Raw genomic sequence first — 21,094 nt, 5'->3', positions numbered from 1 at the left:
GGCCGGTTGCCGAAACCGGTCAGCGGCCATCTTCTGCGCCGGGCCGTCCGGCCCGGGAAGCCGACGGACCCGCACCAGGGGGGGAGAGGTGCGGGTCCGTCCAATGACCGTCCGGGCCCTGGGGGGGGGAGAGGGCACTGGGGACGGCCAGTCTGTGGAGTTGTGACGCAGTGGCGACGGGGTCAGATACCCATCGGGTGCCAGACCGTCTTCGTCTCCAGGAACGAGAGTAGCCGGTCGGTACCGGGAGCATTCGTCCAGTCCTGGGCGAACGGGTCCAGCTCCGGACGCACCACCCGCTTCAGGGTATCGGCGGCGGCGGCCTCCAGGGCGGTCGCCGCGCCGGGACCGTCGGCGGCGATGGCACCGGTGAGGTCCACCGCGTTGACGTCCTGGTGCGAGGCCAGGGTGGGCGCGATGTCCGCGGTCCGGCCCGAGATGATGTTGACCACGCCGCCCGGGACGTCCGAGGTGGCGAGCACCTCGCCCAGCGACAGCGCGGGCAGCGGGGCGTCCGCGGCGGCCGCGACCACGACCGTGTTGCCGGTGGCGATCGCCGGGGCGATCACCGAGACCAGGCCGAGCAGCGAGTGCCCGTACCCGGCCTGCGGGGCGACGATCCCGACCACGCCGGTCGGCTCCGGGGTGGAGAGGTTGAAGTACGGCCCGGCGACCGGGTTGGCGCCGCCCGCGATCTGGGCGACCTTGTCCGTCCAGCCCGCGTACCAGACCCAGCGGTCGATCGCGGCGTCCACCAGCGCGGCGGCCTTCTTCGGGCCGATGCCCTCGGAGAGCGACACCTCGGCGGCGAACTGCTCGCGCCGGCCCTGCAGCATCTCGGCCACCCGGTACAGCACCTGGCCGCGGTTGTACGCGGTGGTGCCGGCCCAGCCCTTGACCGCCGCGCGGGCGGCCAGGACGGCGTCCCGGGTGTCCTTGCGGGTGCCCAGCGGGGCGTTGGCGAGCCACTCGCCCTTAGAGTCGGTCACCTCGTACACCCGCCCGCTCTCGGAGCGCGGGAACTTCCCGCCGACGTACAGCTTGTAGGTCTTGAGGACGTCAAGACGCGTTGCGACATCAGACATCGAGGTAGGCCTCCAGACCGTGGCGGCCACCCTCGCGGCCGTAACCCGACTCCTTGAAGCCGCCGAACGGCGAGGTCGGGTCGAACTTGTTGAAGGTGTTGGCCCAGACCACGCCGGCCTTGAGCCTGTTGGCCATCCAGAGGATGCGCGAGCCCTTCTCCGTCCAGATGCCGGCGGAGAGGCCGTACGGGGTGTTGTTGGCCTTCTGGACCGCCTCGTCGGGGGTACGGAAGGTCAGCACCGACAGCACCGGGCCGAAGATCTCCTCCTGGGCGATCCGGTGGGCCTGGCTGACGCCGGTGAACAGGGTCGGCTTGAACCAGAAGCCGGTGCCCGGGAGTTCGCACTCCGGCGACCAGCGCTCGGCGCCCTCGGCCTCGCCGGCCGCGGTCAGCTCGGTGATCCGGGCCAGCTGGGCGGCCGAGTTGATCGCGCCGATGTCGGTGTTCTTGTCCAGCGGGTCGCCGACCCGCAGGGTGGCCATCCGGCGCTTCAGGGCGTCCAGCACCTCGTCCTGGACCGACTCCTGGACCAGCAGGCGGGAACCGGCGCAGCAGACGTGGCCCTGGTTGAAGAAGATGCCGTTGACGATGCCCTCGACCGCCTGGTCGATCGGCGCGTCGTCGAAGACGATGTTGGCGGCCTTGCCGCCCAGCTCCAGCGACAGCTTCTTGCGGCTGCCGGCCACCTGCTTGGCGATCGCCCGGCCGACCGGGGTGGAGCCGGTGAAGGCGACCTTGTTGACGTCCGGGTGCGCGGTCAGCGCGGCGCCGGTGCGGCCGTCGCCGGTGACGATGTTGACGACGCCCTTGGGCAGACCGGCCTGGCGGCAGATCTCGGCGAAGCGCAGGGCGGTCAGCGGGGTGGTCTCGGCCGGCTTCAGGACGACCGTGTTGCCGGTCGCCAGCGCGGGCGCGATCTTCCACGCCAGCATCATCAGCGGGAAGTTCCACGGGATGACCTGGCCGGCCACGCCCAGTGGGCGCGGGTTGGCGCCGAAGCCCGCGTAGTCGAGCTTGTCCGCCCAGCCCGCGTAGTAGAAGAACCACGCGGCGACGGTCGGGATGTCGAAGTCGCGGGTCTCGCGGATCGGCTTGCCGTTGTCGATCGACTCCAGCACGGCCAGCTCGCGGGCGCGCTCCTGGATGATCCGGGCGATCCGGAACAGGTACTTGGCGCGCTCGCTGCCGGGCAGCGCCGACCAGTCGGCGAAGGCCTTGCGGGCGGCGGCGACGGCGCGGTCCACGTCCTCGTCGGTGCCCCGGGCGAACTCGGCGAGCACCTGCTCGGTGGCCGGGTTGACCGTCTTCAGGGCCTCGCTGCCGGAGGAGTCGACGAACTCGCCGCCGATGAAGTGGCCGTAGGAGGTGGCGATGTCGCCGGCGGCGGCCGGGGACTCCGGGGCCGGGGCGTAGCTGAACAGACCGCCGGCCGGCTTGGCCGCGGGCTCCTCGATGTTCTTCTTCTTGGCCATGGTGATCAGTCCACCGTCACGTAGTCGGGGCCGGAGTAGCGGCCGGTGGCCAGCTTCTGGCGCTGCATCAGCAGGTCGTTGAGCAGGCTGGAGGCGCCGAAGCGGAACCAGTGCGGGGTCAGCCAGTCGTCGCCGAGCGTCTCGTTGACCATCACCAGGTACTTCATGGCGTCCTTGGTGGTCTTGATGCCACCGGCGGGCTTCACGCCGACCTGGACGCCGGTGGCGGCGCGGAAGTCGCGGACCGCCTCCAGCATCAGCAGGGTGACCGGCGGGGTCGCGTTGACGGCGACCTTGCCGGTGGAGGTCTTGATGAAGTCGGCGCCGGCCAGCATCGCCAGCCAGGAGACCCGGCGGACGTTGTCGTAGGTCTTCAGCTCGCCGGTCTCGAAGATCACCTTGAGGTGGGCGTAGCTGCCGTCGGCGCGCTTGCACGCCTCCTTGACGGCGACGATCTCGTTGTAGACGTCGAAGTAGCGGCCGGAGAGGAAGGCGCCGCGGTCGATCACCATGTCGATCTCGTCGGCGCCCGCGGCCACCGCGTCGGCGGTGTCGGCGAGCTTGACCGGGAGGGCGGCGCGGCCGGCCGGGAAGGCGGTGGCGACCGAGGCGACCTGGATGTCGGTGCCGCGCAGGGCGTCCTTCGCGGTGGCGACCATGTCCGGGTAGACACAGATGGCGGCGACGCGCGGGGTGGTCGGGTCGGTCGGGTCGGGGGTCCTGCCCTTGGCGCACAGGGCGCGCACCTTGCCGACCGTGTCCGCGCCTTCCAGCGTGGTCAGGTCGATCATGGAGATCGCCAGGTCGATGGCATAGGCCTTCGCCGTGGTCTTGATCGAGCGGGTACCGAGGGTGGCGGCTCGCGCCTCAAGGCCGACCTGGTCGACGCCGGGCAGGCCGTGCAGGAAGCGGCGGAGGGAGGCCTCGGACGCCGCAACGTCCGCGAGGCCGCTGCCCGCAACGCCGGGGGCATTGGCTGCAACAGTGGACATAGTCACCAGAGCAGCATATCTACGCGCGTAGCCGACCGCTAGGGCGGCCACCTTTCGGCCGCCATTCGTGGCCGGACCGAGACCTCGAAGGCCCCGCGTCCCGCGCCGACCGGCCCCCGGCCCCGCGCCCCGGCCCGCCGCCCCCGGGCGCCCGGGCCCGGCATTCGTGGCCGGACCGAGACCCGCTGGTGAGGGGTGCATGGGGCAGAATCGACGCCATGACCGAATCCGACGGCAAGCCCCACCCGGGCCAGGCCGCCCCCGGCGGGGAACCCGAGTACGCGGACCGCGTGTACCGCTCCGTCCCCGGCGTGATCTCCGGAGTGTTCCTGCTGGCCGTCGCCGCCTGGCTGATCGGCGACGCGGTGGTGACCGGCGGCGGGAAGACCCCGTACGTCGCGCTCGCGGCGATCCCGGTGTTCGCCCTCCCGGTGATCGCCTACACGCTGCGCCCGGCGGTGTTCGCGAACCGCAGCCGCCTGGTGGTCCGCAACCCCTGGCGCACCATCACCGCCCCCTGGGCCTCGGTCGACGCGCTGCGCGCGGGCTACTCGGTCGAACTGCTCGCCGGCGAGAAGAAGTACCAGGTGTGGGCCGTCCCGGTGTCGCTGCGCCAGCGCAAGCGGGCCACCCGGGCGCAGAGCCGCGGCAACGCCGAGCACGCCTCCCGGACCGGCCTGGGGATGGGGCTCGCGGCCCGGACCAACCCGGTCGTCCAGGGCTCGCCCGACCCCACCCGCGCCTGGTCCGACCAGGTGACCGACGTGCTCACCGAGATGGCCGAGAGCAACGGGCGCCGTCCCGACGCGGCCGGCCCGCTGGTCGTCCGCTGGTGCTGGTGGGTGATCGCCCCGGCCCTGGTGGGCCTGGTCGCCCTGATCACGGTGATCGCGGTCTGATCCCGCACGCACGGAAGGGCCCGCCGGTCGGAACCGGCGGGCCCTTCCCCGTGCTCCGGGTCAGATGCCCGCGGCCTCGGCGAGGTCCTGCTTGATGGTCGCCAGCAGGGCGGCGGCGCGCTCCCGGGCGGCGGCCAGGTCGGCCGCGGCGGCGACCGGGAGGACGACCTCCAGGTAGCACTTCAGCTTGGGCTCGGTGCCGGAGGGGCGGACCACGATCCGGGCGGAGCGGACGTCGTCGCCGGCCAGGTAGTAGCGCAGGCCGTCGGTGGGCGGCAGCTCGGCGGAGCCGGCCGCCAGGTCGTCGGCGCGGGCGACGGCCAGCCCGGCCAGCACCGTCGGCGGCTGCTCGCGCAGCCGGCGCATGGCGTCCGCGATCAGCGAGAGGTCCTGCACCCGGACGGACAGCTGGTCGGTGGCGTGCAGGCCGTGCTCCAGCGCCAGGTCGTCCAGCAGGTCGTTCAGCGTCCGGCCGGACTGCTTGAGGGTGGCGGCGAGCTCGGCGACCAGCAGGGCGGCGGTGATGCCGTCCTTGTCCCGGACGCCCTGCGGGTCGACGCAGTAGCCGAGCGCCTCCTCGTAGCCGTAGCGCAGGCCGTCGGCGCGGGAGATCCACTTGAAGCCGGTCAGCGTCTCGGCGTAGCCCAGGCCCGCGGCCTCGGCGATCCGGCCGAGCAGGGTGGCGGAGACGATGGTGGTGGCGAAGGTGCCCTCGGCCTTCTTGGCGACCAGCGCCGAGCCGAGCAGCGCGCCGACCTCGTCGCCGCGCAGCATCCGCCAGCCGGAGGTGCCGTTGCCGCTGCCCGCCGCGTTGGTGTGGACCGGGACGGCCACCGCGCAGCGGTCGGCGTCCGGGTCGTTGGCGATCACGATGTCGGGGCCGGCCTCGGCGGCGGTGCGGAAGGCGAGGTCCATCGCCCCCGGCTCCTCCGGGTTGGGGAAGGCCACGGTCGGGAAGTCCGGGTCGGGCTCGGCCTGCTCGGCGACCACGGTCGGCTCGGCGAAGCCGGCCCGGCGGAAGGCGGCGACCAGGGTGTCGCGGCCGACGCCGTGCATCGGGGTGTAGACCACGGCCAGCTCGCGCGGGCTGTGCGCGTCGACGATGGAGACGGCCCGGGTCAGGTAGGCCTCGATGACGTCCTCGCCGAGCACCTCCCAGCCCTCCGAGGCGCGCGGGACGTCGTCCAGCGAGCCGATCGCGTCGATCTCGGCGGCGATCCCGGCGTCGGCCGGCGGGACGATCTGCGAGCCGTCGCCCAGGTAGACCTTGTAGCCGTTGTCCTGCGGCGGGTTGTGGCTGGCGGTGACGGTCACCCCGGCGGCCGCGCCCAGGTGGCGGACGGCGAAGGCGAGCACCGGGGTCGGCAGCGGGCGGGGCAGCAGCGCGGCGCGCAGGCCGGCCCCGACCACCACGGCGGCGGTGTCCCGGGCGAAGTCGTAGGACTTGTGGCGGGCGTCGTAGCCGATCACGACCAGGTCGCCCAGGCCCTGCTTCTTCACGTACGCGACCAGGCCGGCGGCGGCCCGGATCACCACGGCGCGGTTCATCCGCATCGGGCCGGCGCCGAGCTCGCCGCGCAGGCCGGCCGTGCCGAACTGGAGGCGGTCGGCGAAGCGCTCGGCGAGTTCGGCCCAGGCGATCGTGCAGGGTTCGTCGGCCTCCGGGCCCTCGGCGCGGGCCAGCAGGGCGGCCAGCTCCTCGCGGGTCTGCGGGTCGGGGTCCTCGGCCAGCCAGGTCCGGGCCCGGGCGAGGAGGTCGGGGTTGAGTGCCTGCGTCATATTGCCTGCTCCATCGGGGAGTGCGTCGGGGGTCGACCGGAGGGTTCCGCGCAAAGGTGAGAAGAGGTGTGCACATGCGGACGGGGCCCGCGGGAAGGCGTGATCAGCGGATCACGCGCCCGTGGGCCCCGTCGTTCATGATTCTGCGCCCGGCAGGGGTCAGATCCGCTCCAGGACCTTCGCCAGCAGCTCGCCCATGCGCTCGGCGGAGGCCTTGCCGGCCTCCAGCACCTCTTCGTGGTTGAGCGGCTCGCCGGTCATGCCGGCGGCCAGGTTGGTGACCAGGGAGATGCCGAGCACCTCGGCGCCGGCCTCGCGGGCGGCGATGGCCTCCAGGGTGGTGGACATGCCGACCAGCTCGCCACCGATCACCCGGGCCATGTTGACCTCGGCCGGGGTCTCGTAGTGCGGGCCGCGGAACTGGACGTAGACGGCCTCGTCCAGGCTCGGGTCGACCTCGTGGCACAGCGCGCGCAGGCGCTTGGAGTAGAGGTCGGTGAGGTCGACGAAGTTGGCGCCGACGATCGGGGAGTCCGCGGTCAGGTTGATGTGGTCGCTGATCAGGACCGGCTGACCCGGGGTCCAGCCCTGGCGCAGGCCGCCGCAGCCGTTGGTCAGGACGATGATGCCGCAGCCGGCCGCGGCGGCGGTGCGCACGCCGTGGACGACGGTGGCCACGCCGTGGCCCTCGTAGTAGTGGTTGCGGCCGAGGAAGATCAGGGCGCGCTTGTCGCCGATCTTCACCGAGCGGATCTTGCCGGCGTGGCCGGCCACGGCGGGGGCGGGGAAGCCCGGGAGCTCGGTGACCGGGAACTCGGCCACGGTCTCGCCCAGGGCGTCGGCGGCCGGCACCCAGCCGGAGCCCATCACCAGGGCGACGTCGTGCCGCTCGGCACCGGTCAGCTCGCGCAGGCGCTCGGCGGCGGCCTGGGCGGCGGCGTAGGGGTCGGCGGAGACGACCGACTGAGGAGAAGCGTTCACGGGTCCGAGGATAGACGGCTTTCGGCTACGCGCGTAGAAATTCCGCCGCGGCATGCCGGATCGTTACCCGGTTGACCCGAAAACACAGCTCGGAGGTGCTTTTGGGATGACCGGGTTGTCGATACGTACGGACATCGGGCCGGTCGGTCAGCAGGGCCGGCGGCGGAGGTCCAGTACGTAGTCGTGCGGGGCGCCGGCGCTCTCGGCGGCGTCGGCGATCAGGCCGAGGTAGCGGGCCGCGGGCAGGCCGCCCTCGTAGTCGTTGAGCACGTACGTCCAGACCGGGATGTCGCCGTCCAGGGTCTGCGCCCGCAGCTTGATCTTGCGGTAGATGCCGAGCTGGACGCCCTCCCAGCGGTCCAGGCCCTCCTCGTCCATCGGCGCGATGTCGTAGAGGGAGACGAACACCCGGTCCTTGCCGTCCTCGACGACGGTGGCCAGCGAGCCCTCCCAGCCGAGCTGTTCGCCGCCGAAGGTGAGCCGCCAGCCGTCCAGCCACCCCGTGCCGCGGAGCGGCGAGTGCGGGGCTCGGCGGGTCATCTGCCGGGCATCGAGGTTGGTGGCATACGCGGCGTAAAGGGGCATGGACGTCAGCGTAGCCCGGGTGGCGCACGGGACGGGGGTGAGTGGACGGACGTTCTGAGCCCGGACCCCCTTGTGGCGCCGCTCCCGGCGTGCGGGACAATGGGGTACGTGACTCGGATCGTGATCATCGGTGGCGGACCCGGCGGCTACGAGGCGGCCCTGGTGGCGGCCCAGCTCGGCGCGGAGGTGACCGTCGTCGACAGCGACGGTCTGGGCGGATCGGCGGTGCTCACGGACTGCGTGCCGTCGAAGACCCTGATCGCGACCGCGGAGGTGATGACCACCTTCGACAGCTCGTACGAGGAGCTGGGCATCACGGTCGACCGGGACGGCACCGACGAGGACCGGAAGGTCATCGGGGTGGACCTCGGCAAGGTCAACCGCCGTGTCAAGCGCCTGGCGATCGCGCAGTCCCACGACATCACCCAGTCCGTCACCCGCGCCGGGGTCACCGTGCTGCGCGGCCGCGGCCGGCTCGGCGCCGGCGGGCAGGCCGTGGACGGCTCCCGCGAGGTGCTGGTGGACGGCCCCGACGGCAATGTGCAGTCGCTGCGCGCCGACGCGGTGCTGATCGCCACCGGCGCCCACCCGCGCGAGCTGCCGGACGCCCAGCCGGACGGCGAGCGGATCCTGACCTGGACCCAGGTGTACGACCTGGAGGAGCTGCCCCGCGAGCTGATCGTGGTCGGCTCCGGCGTCACCGGCGCCGAGTTCGCCGGCGCCTACCAGGCGCTCGGCTCCAAGGTCACCCTGGTGTCCAGCCGCGACCGGGTGCTGCCGGGCGAGGACCCGGACGCCGCCGAGGTGCTGGAGGACGTCTTCCGCCGCCGCGGCATGAACGTGATGAGCCGCTCCCGCGCGGAGAGCGCCAAGCGGATCGGCGACCGGGTCGAGGTGACCCTCTCGGACGGCAAGGTGATCGAGGGCACCCACTGCCTGATGGCGGTCGGCTCGATCCCCAACACCGCGGAGATGGGCCTGGAGGAGGCCGGGGTCAAGCTCAACGACTGGGGCCAGATCCAGGTCGACCGGGTCTCCCGCACCAGCGCCCCGGGCGTCTACGCGGCCGGCGACTGCACCGGCGTCTTCATGCTCGCCTCGGTGGCGGCCATGCAGGGCCGGATCGCGATGTACCACGCGCTCGGCGACGCGGTGCAGCCGCTGAACCTGAAGACCGTGGCCTCCAACGTCTTCACCGACCCGGAGATCGCCACCGTCGGCTACACCGCCGCCGACGTGGAGTGCGGCAAGATGGACGCCGTCGTGGTCAAGCTGCCGCTGCGCGGCAACCCGCGGGCGAAGATGCAGGGCATCCGGGACGGCTTCGTGAAGCTGTTCTGCCGCCCGGGCACCGGCATCGTGGTCGGCGGCGTGGTGGTCGCCCCGCGGGCCAGCGAACTGATCCACCCGATCGCGCTCGCGGTGGACGCCAATCTGACGGTCGAACAGGTGGCCAGCGCCTTCACCGTCTACCCGTCCGTCTCCGGCTCGACCGCCGAGGCCGCCCGGCAGCTGCACGTCCGCAAGCGGGCCGCGGGCGAATCCTGAGCTCAAGGCGCACAGTTGAGGGCGGCTGCCGATCGGCGGCCGCCCTTCGCGCGGGCATGATCGTCACCCGGACGGCGGGCGCAGTTCCGGGTTGTTGACGGCGCGTATTGTACGGTCACGCGCCGCTCTTGCGTGAGCAATTCCCGCTACCAGCTGCAAACGCCTGAAAGCAGACGGTCACGCAGGTTACCGTCGGTTCTGTGTTTGCAGCAGAACGTCGCCAGTTGATCCTCGAAATGGTGCGCGCCAACGGAGCCGTCTCGCTCCGGGAGTTGGCCCGCGTCGTCCAGACCTCCGAAGTGACCGTGCGCCGGGACGTGCGGGCGCTGGAGGCAGAAGGGCTCCTCGACCGCCGGCACGGTGGCGCGGTGCTCCCCGGCGGCTTCAGCCGCGAACCCGGCTACCCGCAGAAGACCCACCTGTCCGCGGCGGAGAAGAGCGCCATCGCGGACCTCGCCGCCGGGCTGGTGGAGGAGGGCGACGCGGTGGTGGTCGGCGCCGGCACCACCACCCAGGAGCTGGCCCGCAGACTGGCCCGGGTGCCCGGGCTGACGGTGGTCACCAACTCGCTGCTGGTGGCCCAGGCGCTGGCGCACGCCAACCGGGTCGAGGTGGTGATGACCGGCGGCACCCTGCGCGGCTCCAACTACGCCCTGGTGGGCAGTGGGGCCGAGCAGTCCTTGCAGGGGTTGCGGGTCACCAAGGCCTTCATCTCCGGCAGCGGGCTGACCGCCGAGCGGGGGCTGTCGACCGCGAACATGCTGTCCGCGAGCGTGGACCGGGCAATGGTGCTGGCGGCCGCCGAGGTCATCGTCCTCGCCGACCACACCAAGCTCGGCGCGGCCGGCATGTTCCAGACCGTCGCCACCGAGACCATCACCCGGCTGGTCACCGACGAGCAGGCCACCTCGGACGACGCCACCGCCCGGGAGCTGGACGCGCTGGCCGACTGCGGGGTGCAGATCGACCTCGCCCCGCTCGGCGGGCCGGGCGGTGACGCCCCGGTGCACGGCACCGGCAGCGGTCCGGTGCACCAGACCCAGCCCGGCCCGCTGGGGCGCCGTCCGGTCCCGCCGCCCGGCGCCGCCCCGCTGCCCGGCCAGCGCCGACCCGGCGCCCACGGCGGGCCGCTGGGCCCGGGCGGGATGCCGGTCCGGCTGGCCGAGATGGGCCTGCCGCGCGGGCGCTGAGTCCGGGGCCGCCGCGGCGTGCCGAGCGGCTGGGCCGGTGGTGGAAACACGACCGGTCCGCACCCCCCGAAGGGAGTACGGACCGGTCGGTCGATTGACGGACCGCGCCTACGTCGGTCCTCGATCGGGTCGGTGCCCGATCAGGTCAGCCCTCGATCGGGTCAGTCCTTGATCTCGCACAGCGCGGCGCCGCTGCTGACGCTCGCGCCCACCTCGGCCTTGAGGCCGACGACGGTGCCCGCCTTGTGGGCGTTCAGCGGCTGCTCCATCTTCATCGCCTCCAGGACCACGATCAGCTCGCCCTCGGCGACGACCTGGCCCTCCTCGACGGCGACCTTGACGATGGTGCCCTGCATCGGCGAGGCCAGGGTGTCACCGCTGATGGCCGAGCCGGCCTTCTTGGCGCCCACCCGGCGCTTGGCCTTGGCGCCGCCCGCCGGGCCGGCCGCCGGGGCCGCCGCGACGCCCAGCGAGGACGGCAGCGAGACCTCGATCCGCTTGCCGCCGACCTCGACGACCACGGTCTCCCGGGTCTCCGCCTCCTCGGCCTCGCCGGCCGAGCCCGCGAACGGCGGGATGGTGTTGTCGAAGTCGGTCTCGATCCAACGGGTGTAGATCGTGAACGGCCCGTCGCCGCCGTGCACCTCGGGCGCGAACGCCGGGTCGGTGACGACCGCCTGGTGGAACGGGATGGCGGTGGCCATGCCCTCGACCTTGAACTCGTTCAGCGCCCGCTTGGCCCGCTCCAGGGCCTGCTTGCGGTCGCGGCCGGAGACGATCAGCTTGGCCAGCAGGGAGTCCCAGGCCGGGCCGATGACCGAGCCGCTCTCGACGCCGGAGTCCAGCCGCACGCCCGGGCCGGACGGCGGGGCGAACAGCGTCACGGTGCCGGGCGCGGGCAGGAAGTTGCGGCCCGGGTCCTCGCCGTTGATGCGGAACTCGAAGGAGTGGCCGCGGACTTCGGGGTCGCCGTAGCCGAGCTCCTCGCCGTCGGCGATCCGGAACATCTCGCGGACCAGGTCGATCCCGGTGACCTCCTCGGTGACCGGGTGCTCCACCTGCAGACGGGTGTTGACCTCCAGGAAGGAGATCGTGCCGTCCAGCGCGACCAGGAACTCGCAGGTCCCGGCGCCCTCGTAGCCGGCCTCCTTGAGGATGGCCTTGGAGGCGCGGTACAGCTCGGCGTTCTGCGCCTCGGTCAGGAACGGCGCGGGCGCCTCCTCGACCAGCTTCTGGTGCCGGCGCTGCAGCGAGCAGTCACGGGTGGAGACGACCACCACGTTGCCGTGCTTGTCCGCGAGGCACTGCGTCTCCACGTGCCGCGGGTTGTCCAGGTAGCGCTCGACGAAGCACTCGCCGCGACCGAAGGCGGCGACCGCCTCGCGCACCGCGGACTCGTACAGCTCCGGGATCTCCTCCAGCGTGCGGGCGACCTTCAGGCCGCGGCCGCCACCGCCGAACGCCGCCTTGATGGCGACCGGCAGGCCGTGCTCGCGGGCGAACACGACGACCTCGTCGGCACCCGAGACCGGGTCCGGGGTGCCGGCCACCAGCGGGGCGCCGGCGCGCTGGGCGACGTGCCGGGCGGTGACCTTGTCACCGAGGTCGCGGATGGCCTGCGGCGGCGGGCCGATCCAGGTCAGACCCGCGTCGAGGACGGCCTGGGCGAACTCGGCGTTCTCCGACAGGAAGCCGTAACCGGGGTGGACGGCGTCGGCGCCGGAGTCCTCGGCGGCCTTGAGGACCTTGGCGATGTCCAGGTAACTGGTGCCGGGGGTGTCACCGCCCAGCGCGTAAGCCTCGTCGGCCGCGCGGACGTGCAGCGCATCCCGGTCCGGCTCGGCGTAGACGGCGACGCTGGCGATACCGGCGTCCGAGCAGGCCCGGGCGACGCGGACGGCGATTTCCCCGCGGTTGGCGATGAGCACCTTGCGCACTGTGGCTCCCTTCTTGAACCTCGTTGAGTTTATGGATTCCTGGGCGGTACCGGCGAGTAGCCCCAGGTTGTGAACTATCCCACACGCACCGTGATGGGATTTCGGGCCCGCGGAACCGGGCGGACGACGACTTCGCAGGTCGTGACCGGTCCGGTCGGACGCCCGTGGTGGACGGTGGGTGACCGTGCCGCGGCGCGGCGGGACGGTGGCATGGAACACACCTTCCCGCGGTCCGGTCAAACCGGGCCGGCGGCGGGCGCCGGTGCCGGTGCCGGTGGCGGGGCCGGGGTGGCCGAGGGGTGGCGCAGGGCCTCGGCCGTCACGTCGGCGGCCAGTTCGACCATGTCCGGTCCGTACGCCTCCGGGTTGACCACCCGCAGGACGAGCGCGAAGGTCCCGTTCCGGCCGTGCCGGCGGGCGAGTTCGCGGTGGTGCGCCACCAGGTAGCGGACGCCGGCCTGGTTGGCGGTGCCGGTCTGGCCGGCGATCAGGAAGACCGGGCGGCCGCCGTCCGGGGTGGCGATCCGGGCCAGCAGGGTGTGGGCCTGCTCGCGGTCGGCGGTGAAGTCCCGGTCGCCGACCACGAGCACGTTGCTGCCCGGGCCGGGACCGGAGGTGACCAGCACGCCGGGCAGGCCCCAGGCGATGTGGGCGGCCATCCGCTCGTTGCTGACCGGACCGCCCAGGCACAGTTCGGTCTTGGCGCCCAGGCCGCGGTGCGCGGCGTCGTGGGCGACCAGTTCGGGCCGGGCACCGCACTCCTCGACCAGACCGGCCAGCCACATCAGCGCGTAGGCGTCCCGGCGGGTCACAGTGTTGGCGTGCGAGCCCGCCCCGATGCTGCGCGGCACCACGATCAGGCACTCGCTGCCGGCCGGCAGCCCGAAGAACTCCCGGACCCGCTCGACCTTCCGGCGCCGCCGCAGGGCCTGGGCCAGCCAGCCGAGCCCGGCGCTGATGGCGCTGGCCACCAGGCCGAGCACCACGTTGAGCACGTTGTCGGTCATCGCCCGCGTTCCCTCCCCGTTCGAACGCCGGTCAGCTTAGGGGTACAACGGCCGAATGCGGCAGGTCACTTGGTCCACAGGTCGGTGATCCGCAGGTCGAGGTCGGCGAGCAGCCGGCGCAGCAGCGGCAGGGACAGGCCGATCACGTTGCCCGGGTCGCCGTCGATGCCCTCGATGAACGGCGCCGAGCGGCCGTCCAGGGTGAACGCCCCGGCCACGTACAGCGGTTCGCCGGAGGCGACGTAGGCGGCCACCTCCTCGTCGTCCGGGGTGCCGAAGCGGACGGTGGTGGAGGCGGTCGCGGAGGACTGCCGGCCGGTCGCGGTGTCGATCACGCAGTGGCCGGTGCGCAGCACCCCGGCGCGGCCGCGCATGGACTGCCAGCGGGCCAGCGCCTCGGCGGCGTCGGCGGGCTTGCCGAGGGCCAGGCCGTCCAGTTCCAGAACGGAGTCGCAGCCGATCACCAGCTCGCCGCCGGTCAGTTCGGCGGCGACGGCCTTCGCCTTGGCCTCGGCCAGGACGAGGGCCAGCTCGCCGGGGGTGGCGGCGGTGATCGCGTCCTCGTCGACGCCGCTGACCACCACGCGGGGGTCGAGCCCCGCCTGGCGCAGCAGTCCGAGGCGGGCGGGGGAGGCGGAGGCGAGGACGAGGGCGCGCTGGTCGGTCATGCCCACCAGGGTAGGGGGTGCCCGTGTCCGCCGTTCGGGTGAACGGTCGAGTGACCGGTCAGGTGAAGTACCGGGTCAGCATGATCAGCACGGAGCCCACCAGGACCATGGCGGCCAGCACCTTGCCGGCCCGCTGCATCCGCTCCTGCATGCGACGGGCCTCGGGCGAGGGCTCGTCCTCGGGATCTGACCAGAGCACCCGTCCAGAGTGCGCCGCGGCCGGGCCGGGGCGCCTGAGTATCCGTACTCAGGTTTCGGGCAAAGCGGGCGGCGGTTCGGGCCGTGGCGCGGGTGCCGGAGAGCGTGCGGAGCAGGAAGTCGGACCGGCCGACTTCCTGCTCCGGACGAGGAGTTGCTAGCGCGCCCAGCCCGAGGTCCGCCAGGCGTTGACGCCCGGGTGGAGGGCGGGGCGGAGCAGCCGGGAACGGTCGTTCCAGGGGGAGGCCGGGCCGGCGCCCGCCAGACGCGCCGCCTCGGCGGCGGCCTGCGCGGCGGCGGCCCGGGCCTGGACCACCGCCAGGACGGTGGCGAGCTCCTCGGGGGTCGGCTGCCCGTGCAGCACGTGGATCGGGGACATGGCTGGTTCTCTCCCGAGAGGGATGGTGCCTACAGGGGGATGTTGCCGTGCTTCTTGGGCGGCAGCACCTCGCGCTTGCCGCGCAGCGCCCGCAGGCCCCGGACGATGTGCCGGCGGGTCTCGCTCGGGGCGATCACCGCGTCCACGTAGCCGCGCTCGGCGGCCAGGTACGGGTTCAGCAGGGTGTCCTCGTACGAGGCGATCAGCTCGGCCCGCTTCTCCTCGACGGTGCCGGCCGCCTCGGCCTCGGCGATCTCCCGGCGGTGCAGGATGTTGACCGCGCCCTGCGCGCCCATCACCGCGATCTGCGCGGTCGGCCAGGCCAGGTTGAGGTCGGCGCCCAGGTGCTTGGAGCCCATCACGTCGTACGCGCCGCCGAAGGCCTTGCGGGTGATCACGGTGATCAGCGGGACGGTCGCCTCGGCGTAGGCGTAGATCAGCTTGGCGCCGCGCCGGATGATGCCGTCCCACTCCTGCTCGGTGCCGGGCAGGAAGCCGGGCACGTCCACGAAGGTCAGCACCGGGATGTTGAAGGAGTCGCAGGTGCGGATGAAGCGCGCGGCCTTCTCGCTGGCGTTGATGTCCAGGCAACCGGCCAGGTCCATCGGCTGGTTGCCGACGATGCCGACCGCGTGGCCCTCGACCCGGCCGAAACCGGTGATGATGTTGCCCGCGTACAGCGGCTGGGTCTCCAGGAACTCGCCGTCGTCGACGATGTGCTCGATCACCTTGCGCATGTCGTACGGCTGGTTCGCCGAGTCCGGCACGATGGCGTCGAGTTCGAGGTCCTCGTCGGTGACCGTGAGGTCGGCCTGCTCCGGGTAGGACGGCGGGTCGCTCAGGTTGTTGGAGGGCAGGTACGAGAGCAGGCTCTTGACGTACTCGATCGCCTCCTTCTCGTCCGAGGCCAGGTAGTGGGCGTTGCCGGACTTGGTGTTGTGGGTGCGGGCGCCGCCCAGCTCCTCCATGCCGACGTCCTCGCCGGTCACGGTCTTGATCACGTCCGGGCCGGTGATGAACATGTGCGAGGTCCGGTCCGCCATCACCACGAAGTCGGTGATCGCGGGGGAGTAGACCGCGCCGCCCGCGCAGGGGCCCATGATCAGCGAGATCTGCGGGATGACGCCCGAGGCGTGCACGTTGCGGCGGAAGATCTCGCCGTACAGGCCGAGCGAGACCACGCCCTCCTGGATCCGGGCGCCGCCGGAGTCGTTGATGCCGATGACCGGGCAGCCGGTCTTCAGCGCGAAGTCCATCACCTTGACGATCTTCTCGCCGAAGACCTCGCCGAGCGAGCCGCCGAAGACGGTGAAGTCCTGGGCGAAGACGGCGACCTGGCGGCCGTCGACGGTGCCGTAGCCGGTCACCACGCCGTCGCCGTACGGGCGGTTCTTCTCCTGGCCGAAGTTGGTCGAGCGGTGCCGGGCGAACTCGTCGAACTCGACGAAGGAGTCCTCGTCCAGCAGCTCCACGACCCGCTCGCGGGCGGTCTGCTTGCCCTTGGCGTGCTGCTTCTCCACGGCCTTGGACGAGCCGGAGTGCACCGCCTCGTCCAGCCTGCGCCGCAGGTCGGCGAGCTTGCCGGCGGTGGTGTGGGGGTCGTACGGCGCCTCGGTCATCCGGTGGCTCTCCCTGATCATCGGCCGCGACCTGTTCGGGTGCGCGCGGGCCGGGATCGGGGGCTCGCGCAGGAGGCAGGGCGGCGCTGCGAACTACCGCTGCGTAGCGTAGCCAGCGCGAAGGGCGATCCGGCACGTCCTGGCGTTATGGCCATCGACACAGTGTGTTAACGAGCGTTCTGCGGGACGATGGGGCGGACTGCGCCTCTGCGGTGCGCCGTCGGCCCGTCCTGCCGGTGCGCGGGCCGCGTTCTAGGGTTGCCCCCATGACCGCATCCGAGACCCCCCGCCGCAGCGGACTGCGCGGCTTCGGCCGCACCGGGCCGTCCCCCTGGACCGACCTGGACCGGCCGCCGCTGGACCAGGAGGCGCTGCGCCGTGAGCTGGTCGTCCCGGGCGGGTTGTGGACCTCCCTGGAGGTCGTCGCCGAGACCGGCTCCACCAACAGCGACCTCGCCGAGCGGGCCCGGGCCGGCGCCCCCCATGGCACCGTGCTGGTCGCCGAGGCCCAGCGCGCCGCGCGCGGCCGGCTGGACCGGCAGTGGACCGCCCCGGACCGCTCCGGGCTGTTCCTGTCCTTCCTGCTGCGCCCCGAGGAGGTGCCGGTCGAGCGGTACGGCTGGCTGCCGATCCTGGTCGGGGTGGCCGTCGCCAGCACCCTGGACCGGGTGGCCGGGGTGGAGGTCGGGCTGAAGTGGCCCAACGACCTCCAGACCGAGATCGACGGCGCGGAGCGCAAGCTCGGCGGCATCCTCACCGAGCTGAGCGGCGGCGCGGTGGTGGTCGGGATGGGCCTGAACGTCTCGCTGCGCGCCGCCGAACTGCCCGTCCCCACCGCGGCCTCGCTCGCCCTGGCCGGCGCCACCACCACCGACCGCTCCGTGCTGCTGCGCGCCCTGCTGCGCGAGTTCGCCGGGCTGTACCGGGAGTGGACGGCCGCCGCCGGGGACCCGCACGCGAGCGACCTGCTGCGCGCGTACGTGGACCGCTGCAGCACGCTCGGCCGCCGGGTGAAGGTGCACCTGCCCGGCGACCGCGAACTGGTCGGCGAGGCGGTGGCGATCGACGGGGACGGCCGGCTGGTGGTCCGTACCGAGGACGGCGCACGCCGGGCGGTCGGCGCGGGGGACGTGGTCCACGTCCGCCCCGAGCCGCGCTGAACGGCAGTCTTCACCTCTCCTTGACTCGGGCGGATGCTCCGGATCACGTGATTCCGTGCGAACATTCCACCTGGCAGCGGTGTGAGGCGCGCCACTGTCCGTCCGGGTGGCGGGCGGTGCGCCCGGACCGGTAGGACACGAGGCAAGTGCGGCGACCGCACGGGGACGGACCGGTGGCAGAGGAAGGCAGCAGCGGGACGGCGGGCGGCCACGACCCCACGGTCGCGCTCGAACTGGAACGCCTGATCCTGGACGCACCACGCCGCTACACCCCGTACCAGGCCGCGCGGGCCGCCGACGTCCCGATGGAGCTGGCCACCCGGTTCTGGCGGGCGATGGGCTTCCCCGACATCGGGCAGTCCCGGGCGCTCACCGACGGAGACGTGATCGCGCTGCGGCGCCTCGCTGGCCTGGTCGAGTCCGGGCTGCTCAGCGAGTCGATGGCGATCCAGGTGGCCCGGTCCACCGGCCAGACCACGGCACGGCTGGCCGGCTGGCAGATGGACACCTTCCTGGAGAACCTCACCCAGGCCGTCGAGCCCGGGCTGACCCGCGCCGACGTGGCGTACCCGCTGGTCGAGCTGCTGCTGCCGGAGCTGGAGCAGTTCCTGGTGTACGTCTGGCGGCGCCAGCTGGCCGCCGTCACCGGCCGGGTGGTGCAGGCCGCCGAGGACCACGAGATCACCAGCGGTCGGCTCGCGGTCGGCTTCGCGGACCTGGTCGGCTTCACCCGGCTGTCCCGCCGGCTGGAGGAGGAGGAGCTCGGCGAGCTGGTCGAGACCTTCGAGAACACCTGCTCCGACCTGATCGCCGGCCAGGGCGGCCGGGTGATCAAGACCCTCGGCGACGAGATCCTCTACGTCTCCGAGGACCCGGCCACCGCCGCCGAGATCGCGCTCAGCCTGATCGACGCGCTGGCCGAGGACGACACCATTCCGGCGCTGCGGGTCGGCATGGCCTTCGGGACGGTCACCCAGCGGATGGGCGACGTCTTCGGCACCACGGTCAACCTGGCCAGCCGGCTCACCTCGATCGCGCCCAAGGACGCGGTGCTGATCGACGGGGAGTTCGCCGCCGCGCTGGAGCAGAACGGCAGCGTCGCCCCGGCCGACTCGGAGGGGCCGGGCCTGGCCGAGGCGCTCTCGGTGGCGGCCGGGATGCCGGCCTCCGGGCTGCCGATGCCGGGGCCGGACGCGGGGGCGCGGTTCCATCTGCAGCCGATGTGGCGGCGGCCGGTGCGGGGGCTGGGGCTGGTGGAGCCGTGGCTGCTGTCGCGGCGGGTGAAGGCCGAGTAGCGGGGCGGTCGGGTTCGCCGGGCCTCGCCGGGGTAGGTCTTTTCGCCGGGTCGGCTTCGGCGGGCTCCGTGGGCGGGCTTCGTGGGGTGGTTTCGTGGGGTGGTTTCGTGGGCTCGGCCGGGCTTCTTCGGGTGGCCGAACGGTTGAAGGTCGTACGGTCCGGTGCGGGTCCATCCGGGCAAACGGGGCATAACCGAACGAAATCGCCATAGTCTTGGTGCAAGCGGCCGGACGCGGGTGCGGTCGACCGGTGGGGGTCCGCGGGCGGGGGTCCGGCAGGACCGAGCACAGGGAGCGAGGCGAGCCGGTGAGCAGTGAGGCGATCATGACGGACCGCGGCTGCGACTGCGACGGCCCGCACCACCCAGACCCGTTGCCCGACCTGCGGCTGCAGTCGGTGGTCGAACTCGCCCAGGACATGGCCGGGGCGCTCACCCCGCTGGAGGCCGTCCGGGCCGCCGCCACCCGGGCCACCGAGGCGCTCGGCGCCACCATGGCCGCCGTCTCGGTCTGGGACCGCGAGTCCGGCCGGCTGCGGGTGCTGGTCAACCACGGTGACCTCGCCCCCGGCGAGGAGGAGCTGCCGGAGGACGAGTCGTACCCGGTCGCGGACTTCCCGGAGATCGTCACCTATCTGGAGGAGCGCTGGACCACCGGGCGGCTGCCGCGGGCCTGGCTGCAGACGGCGGAGAACATCGAGCCGCACGCCGGACACACGCATCCGACCGCCGGCGCGTACTGCCAGGAACGCGCCGCCGCACTGCGCCGGCGCGGGCGTGCGTGCTGCGTGGTCGCGCCGATCGTGCTGCACGGACAGGCCTGGGGCGAGCTCTACCTCGCCCGGGCGGCCGGCATGCCCGCCTTCACCGACGCCGACGCCGACTACGCGACCCTGCTCGCCGCCCAGATCTCGGCCGGGCTCGCCCAGACCGAACGCCTCGCCGACCTGCGCAGGCTCGCCTTCTCCGACCCGCTGACCGGCCTCGCCAACCGACGTGCCGTCGACGCCCGGCTGGACAGCGCGCTGGAGGCGCACAACCGGGACAACACCGTGGTCTCGCTGGTGGTCTGCGACGTCAACGGGCTCAAGCGGGTCAACGACCAGCTCGGCCACGAGATGGGCGACCGGCTGCTGGAACGCTTCGCCCACCAGCTCTCGCTGGCCGCCGCCAAACTGCCCGGCAGCCTGGCCGCCCGACTCGGCGGCGACGAGTTCTGTCTGCTCGCCGAGGGTCAGAAGGCCGACGAGGTGGTCGCCGTCGCCGAGGAGCTGTGCGCGCGGGCGCTCGCCCTCGCCGAGGGCGAGGGAGTCGCCTGCGGGGTCGCCTCCACCGGCGACTCGATCGGGCCGGTCACCACCCCCGACCGGCTCTTCCGGCTCGCCGACGCCGCCCAGTACCGGGCCAAGGCCGCCCGCGCCGCCCATCCCGTGGTCGCCGGGCGCAGCCACGGCCCCGGCTTCTCGCCCGACCCCACCGTGCTGCTGGCCGACGCCGCCGACCCGCACCACCGGGCCGACGGACGGCGCGGACCGGGCGGCCGACCGGGCACCGCCGACCGGCGGCGGTTCCGGGGCGCCGCCCACAGCGCCGACCCCGGGCAGCTGCTCACCGCGGTGCTCGCCTCCCTCGACCAGGCGGCGGCGGCCCGCGCCGTCCACCCGGCCGACACCCTCGGCAAGCTGGTGGTCGTCGCCGAGACCTCCGCCCGACTGCTCGACGCGGTCGGCTGGTGGGTCTCGTACGTCCCGCCCGGCTCCCAGCGGATGCGCACCGCCCAGCACGCCGTCTACCGGATGACCAGTGGCCCCAGCAGCACTCGCGCCGAGACCCAGCGCGCCCAGATCGAGGCCCCGGACGCCGTCTTCGACCTCCGCCACTACCCGATGACCCGCCGGGCCGTCCGTGGGGGCGCCTTCTCCCTGCGGGCGGGGGCGGCGGGGAACGATCCGGCGGAGGAGGCGATGCTCGTGGTGTCCGGGTACCGGGGGATGGTCGCGGCGGGTGGGCAGAATCCGGCGGGTGGGTGGTTGGTGGAGCTCTTTGCGGATGATGCCACTTTGCCGTTGGGGCAGGCGGCTTGTGCGATGCGGGCGTTGGTGGCGGTGGCGTTGGCGGGGGCGGCTTCGCCTCCGGTGTTGTGAGGGGTGGGGGGTTTGTCGTTTGGGGTGGGCTCTCGGGAGGGTGGGTGACGCCGGGGGCGGTTCCGGGGGTGGGTGCTCCGGGGGCTGGGTGATTTTCGGACTGCCGACCCTGTCCGACTGTGCCCGACCGCCGTTGGCAGTCTGAAAATCACCCG

The 21,094-nt window shown here is 73.0% G+C and carries 17 protein-coding genes and 1 pseudogene; 6 read left to right on the top strand and 12 right to left on the bottom strand.

The window, feature by feature from the left end:
- Positions 1-182 precede the first annotated feature (182 nt).
- From ABTZ03_RS03680 to deoC, 3 genes are read right to left on the bottom strand one after another with little or no spacing between them, the layout of a single operon-like run.
- Complete coding sequence (locus ABTZ03_RS03680) at positions 183-1,085, bottom strand: aldehyde dehydrogenase family protein (protein ID WP_350511226.1); 903 nt, start codon at positions 1,083-1,085, stop codon at positions 183-185.
- On the bottom strand, positions 1,078-2,559 hold the full coding sequence (locus ABTZ03_RS03675; protein WP_350511225.1) for an aldehyde dehydrogenase family protein: 1,482 nt from the start codon (positions 2,557-2,559) through the stop codon (positions 1,078-1,080). Before ABTZ03_RS03675 ends, ABTZ03_RS03680 begins: the two co-directional genes overlap by 8 nt.
- A gap of 5 nt (positions 2,560-2,564) precedes the next feature.
- A complete protein-coding gene (gene deoC, locus ABTZ03_RS03670) occupies positions 2,565-3,551 on the bottom strand; it encodes a deoxyribose-phosphate aldolase (RefSeq protein ID WP_350511224.1) in 987 nt (328 codons plus the stop codon).
- Between the two features lie 218 nt (positions 3,552-3,769).
- Between deoC and ABTZ03_RS03665 the strand changes: the two genes are divergently transcribed.
- Complete coding sequence (locus tag ABTZ03_RS03665) at positions 3,770-4,450, top strand: PH domain-containing protein (RefSeq protein WP_350511223.1); 681 nt, start codon at positions 3,770-3,772, stop codon at positions 4,448-4,450.
- Positions 4,451-4,510: 60 nt separating this feature from the next.
- Here the strand turns inward: ABTZ03_RS03665 and ABTZ03_RS03660 are convergent, their stop codons facing one another.
- The 3 genes from ABTZ03_RS03660 to ABTZ03_RS03650 form a co-directional block, all read right to left on the bottom strand.
- Positions 4,511-6,229, bottom strand: a complete 1,719-nt coding sequence (locus ABTZ03_RS03660) for a phospho-sugar mutase (protein ID WP_350511222.1) — start codon at positions 6,227-6,229, stop codon at positions 4,511-4,513.
- Between the two features lie 159 nt (positions 6,230-6,388).
- On the bottom strand, positions 6,389-7,210 hold the full coding sequence (locus ABTZ03_RS03655) for a purine-nucleoside phosphorylase (RefSeq protein ID WP_350511221.1): 822 nt from the start codon (positions 7,208-7,210) through the stop codon (positions 6,389-6,391).
- Between the two features lie 147 nt (positions 7,211-7,357).
- Positions 7,358-7,795, bottom strand: a complete 438-nt coding sequence (locus ABTZ03_RS03650) for a gamma-glutamylcyclotransferase family protein (RefSeq protein WP_350511220.1) — start codon at positions 7,793-7,795, stop codon at positions 7,358-7,360.
- A 99-nt stretch (positions 7,796-7,894) separates the two neighbouring features.
- Here ABTZ03_RS03650 and ABTZ03_RS03645 point away from each other — a divergent pair, with 99 nt between their 5' ends.
- Together ABTZ03_RS03645 and ABTZ03_RS03640 are read left to right on the top strand one after the other, a co-directional pair.
- Positions 7,895-9,343, top strand: coding sequence for an NAD(P)H-quinone dehydrogenase (locus ABTZ03_RS03645; protein ID WP_350511219.1), 1,449 nt, complete (start codon positions 7,895-7,897; stop codon positions 9,341-9,343).
- 236 nt (positions 9,344-9,579) lie between these two features.
- Positions 9,580-10,533, top strand: coding sequence for a DeoR/GlpR family DNA-binding transcription regulator (locus tag ABTZ03_RS03640; RefSeq protein ID WP_350511499.1), 954 nt, complete (start codon positions 9,580-9,582; stop codon positions 10,531-10,533).
- A 161-nt stretch (positions 10,534-10,694) separates the two neighbouring features.
- Here the strand turns inward: ABTZ03_RS03640 and ABTZ03_RS03635 are convergent, their stop codons facing one another.
- From ABTZ03_RS03635 to ABTZ03_RS03610, 6 genes are all read right to left on the bottom strand, one after another.
- On the bottom strand, positions 10,695-12,470 hold the full coding sequence (locus ABTZ03_RS03635) for an acetyl/propionyl/methylcrotonyl-CoA carboxylase subunit alpha (RefSeq protein ID WP_350511218.1): 1,776 nt from the start codon (positions 12,468-12,470) through the stop codon (positions 10,695-10,697).
- 236 nt (positions 12,471-12,706) lie between these two features.
- Entirely contained in the window at positions 12,707-13,477 is a 771-nt protein-coding gene (locus ABTZ03_RS03630) for a hypothetical protein (RefSeq protein WP_350511217.1), read from the bottom strand.
- Between the two features lie 65 nt (positions 13,478-13,542).
- Positions 13,543-14,145 carry a nucleoside triphosphate pyrophosphatase gene (locus tag ABTZ03_RS03625; RefSeq protein WP_350511216.1) on the bottom strand — a complete coding sequence of 201 codons (603 nt, stop codon included), beginning with the start codon at positions 14,143-14,145 and terminating at the stop codon, positions 13,543-13,545.
- A 58-nt stretch (positions 14,146-14,203) separates the two neighbouring features.
- Entirely contained in the window at positions 14,204-14,344 is a 141-nt protein-coding gene (gene mmpB / locus ABTZ03_RS03620; protein WP_350511215.1) for a morphogenic membrane protein MmpB, read from the bottom strand.
- Positions 14,345-14,500: 156 nt separating this feature from the next.
- Positions 14,501-14,722 (bottom strand): acyl-CoA carboxylase epsilon subunit, encoded by a 222-nt coding sequence (locus tag ABTZ03_RS03615; RefSeq protein ID WP_350511214.1) that lies wholly within the window; start codon positions 14,720-14,722, stop codon positions 14,501-14,503.
- Positions 14,723-14,751: 29 nt separating this feature from the next.
- Positions 14,752-16,362 (bottom strand): acyl-CoA carboxylase subunit beta, encoded by a 1,611-nt coding sequence (locus ABTZ03_RS03610; protein WP_502894379.1) that lies wholly within the window; start codon positions 16,360-16,362, stop codon positions 14,752-14,754.
- A 245-nt stretch (positions 16,363-16,607) separates the two neighbouring features.
- On the opposite strand from ABTZ03_RS03610, the gene ABTZ03_RS03605 reads away from it, so the two are divergent.
- The 3 genes and pseudogenes from ABTZ03_RS03605 to ABTZ03_RS03595 form a co-directional block, all read left to right on the top strand.
- Complete coding sequence (locus tag ABTZ03_RS03605; RefSeq protein WP_350511213.1) at positions 16,608-17,501, top strand: biotin--[acetyl-CoA-carboxylase] ligase; 894 nt, start codon at positions 16,608-16,610, stop codon at positions 17,499-17,501.
- Between the two features lie 173 nt (positions 17,502-17,674).
- Entirely contained in the window at positions 17,675-18,796 is a 1,122-nt protein-coding gene (locus tag ABTZ03_RS03600; protein WP_350511212.1) for an adenylate/guanylate cyclase domain-containing protein, read from the top strand.
- Between the two features lie 325 nt (positions 18,797-19,121).
- A pseudogene (locus tag ABTZ03_RS03595) lies at positions 19,122-20,345 on the top strand (GGDEF domain-containing protein); the annotation flags it as partial.
- Positions 20,346-21,094 lie beyond the last annotated feature (749 nt).

This window comes from Kitasatospora sp. NPDC096077, assembly GCF_040303245.1.
Taxonomy (GTDB): Bacteria; Actinomycetota; Actinomycetes; order Streptomycetales; family Streptomycetaceae; genus Kitasatospora.
Note: the sequence above shows the minus strand (reverse complement) of the source record. Positions and strands in the feature narration are given on the sequence as shown.

Coding starts and splice junctions, on each gene's coding strand:
- ABTZ03_RS03680 (WP_350511226.1), bottom strand. CDS start 1,085: ATGTCTGATGTCGCAACGCGTCTTGACGTCCTCAAGACCTACAAGCTG.
- ABTZ03_RS03675 (WP_350511225.1), bottom strand. CDS start 2,559: ATGGCCAAGAAGAAGAACATCGAGGAGCCCGCGGCCAAGCCGGCCGGC.
- deoC (WP_350511224.1), bottom strand. CDS start 3,551: ATGTCCACTGTTGCAGCCAATGCCCCCGGCGTTGCGGGCAGCGGCCTC.
- ABTZ03_RS03665 (WP_350511223.1), top strand. CDS start 3,770: ATGACCGAATCCGACGGCAAGCCCCACCCGGGCCAGGCCGCCCCCGGC.
- ABTZ03_RS03660 (WP_350511222.1), bottom strand. CDS start 6,229: ATGACGCAGGCACTCAACCCCGACCTCCTCGCCCGGGCCCGGACCTGG.
- ABTZ03_RS03650 (WP_350511220.1), bottom strand. CDS start 7,795: ATGCCCCTTTACGCCGCGTATGCCACCAACCTCGATGCCCGGCAGATG.
- ABTZ03_RS03645 (WP_350511219.1), top strand. CDS start 7,895: ATGGGGTACGTGACTCGGATCGTGATCATCGGTGGCGGACCCGGCGGC.
- ABTZ03_RS03640 (WP_350511499.1), top strand. CDS start 9,580: ATGGTGCGCGCCAACGGAGCCGTCTCGCTCCGGGAGTTGGCCCGCGTC.
- ABTZ03_RS03630 (WP_350511217.1), bottom strand. CDS start 13,477: ATGACCGACAACGTGCTCAACGTGGTGCTCGGCCTGGTGGCCAGCGCC.
- ABTZ03_RS03625 (WP_350511216.1), bottom strand. CDS start 14,145: ATGACCGACCAGCGCGCCCTCGTCCTCGCCTCCGCCTCCCCCGCCCGC.
- ABTZ03_RS03615 (WP_350511214.1), bottom strand. CDS start 14,722: ATGTCCCCGATCCACGTGCTGCACGGGCAGCCGACCCCCGAGGAGCTC.
- ABTZ03_RS03610 (WP_502894379.1), bottom strand. CDS start 16,362: ATGATCAGGGAGAGCCACCGGATGACCGAGGCGCCGTACGACCCCCAC.
- ABTZ03_RS03605 (WP_350511213.1), top strand. CDS start 16,608: ATGACCGCATCCGAGACCCCCCGCCGCAGCGGACTGCGCGGCTTCGGC.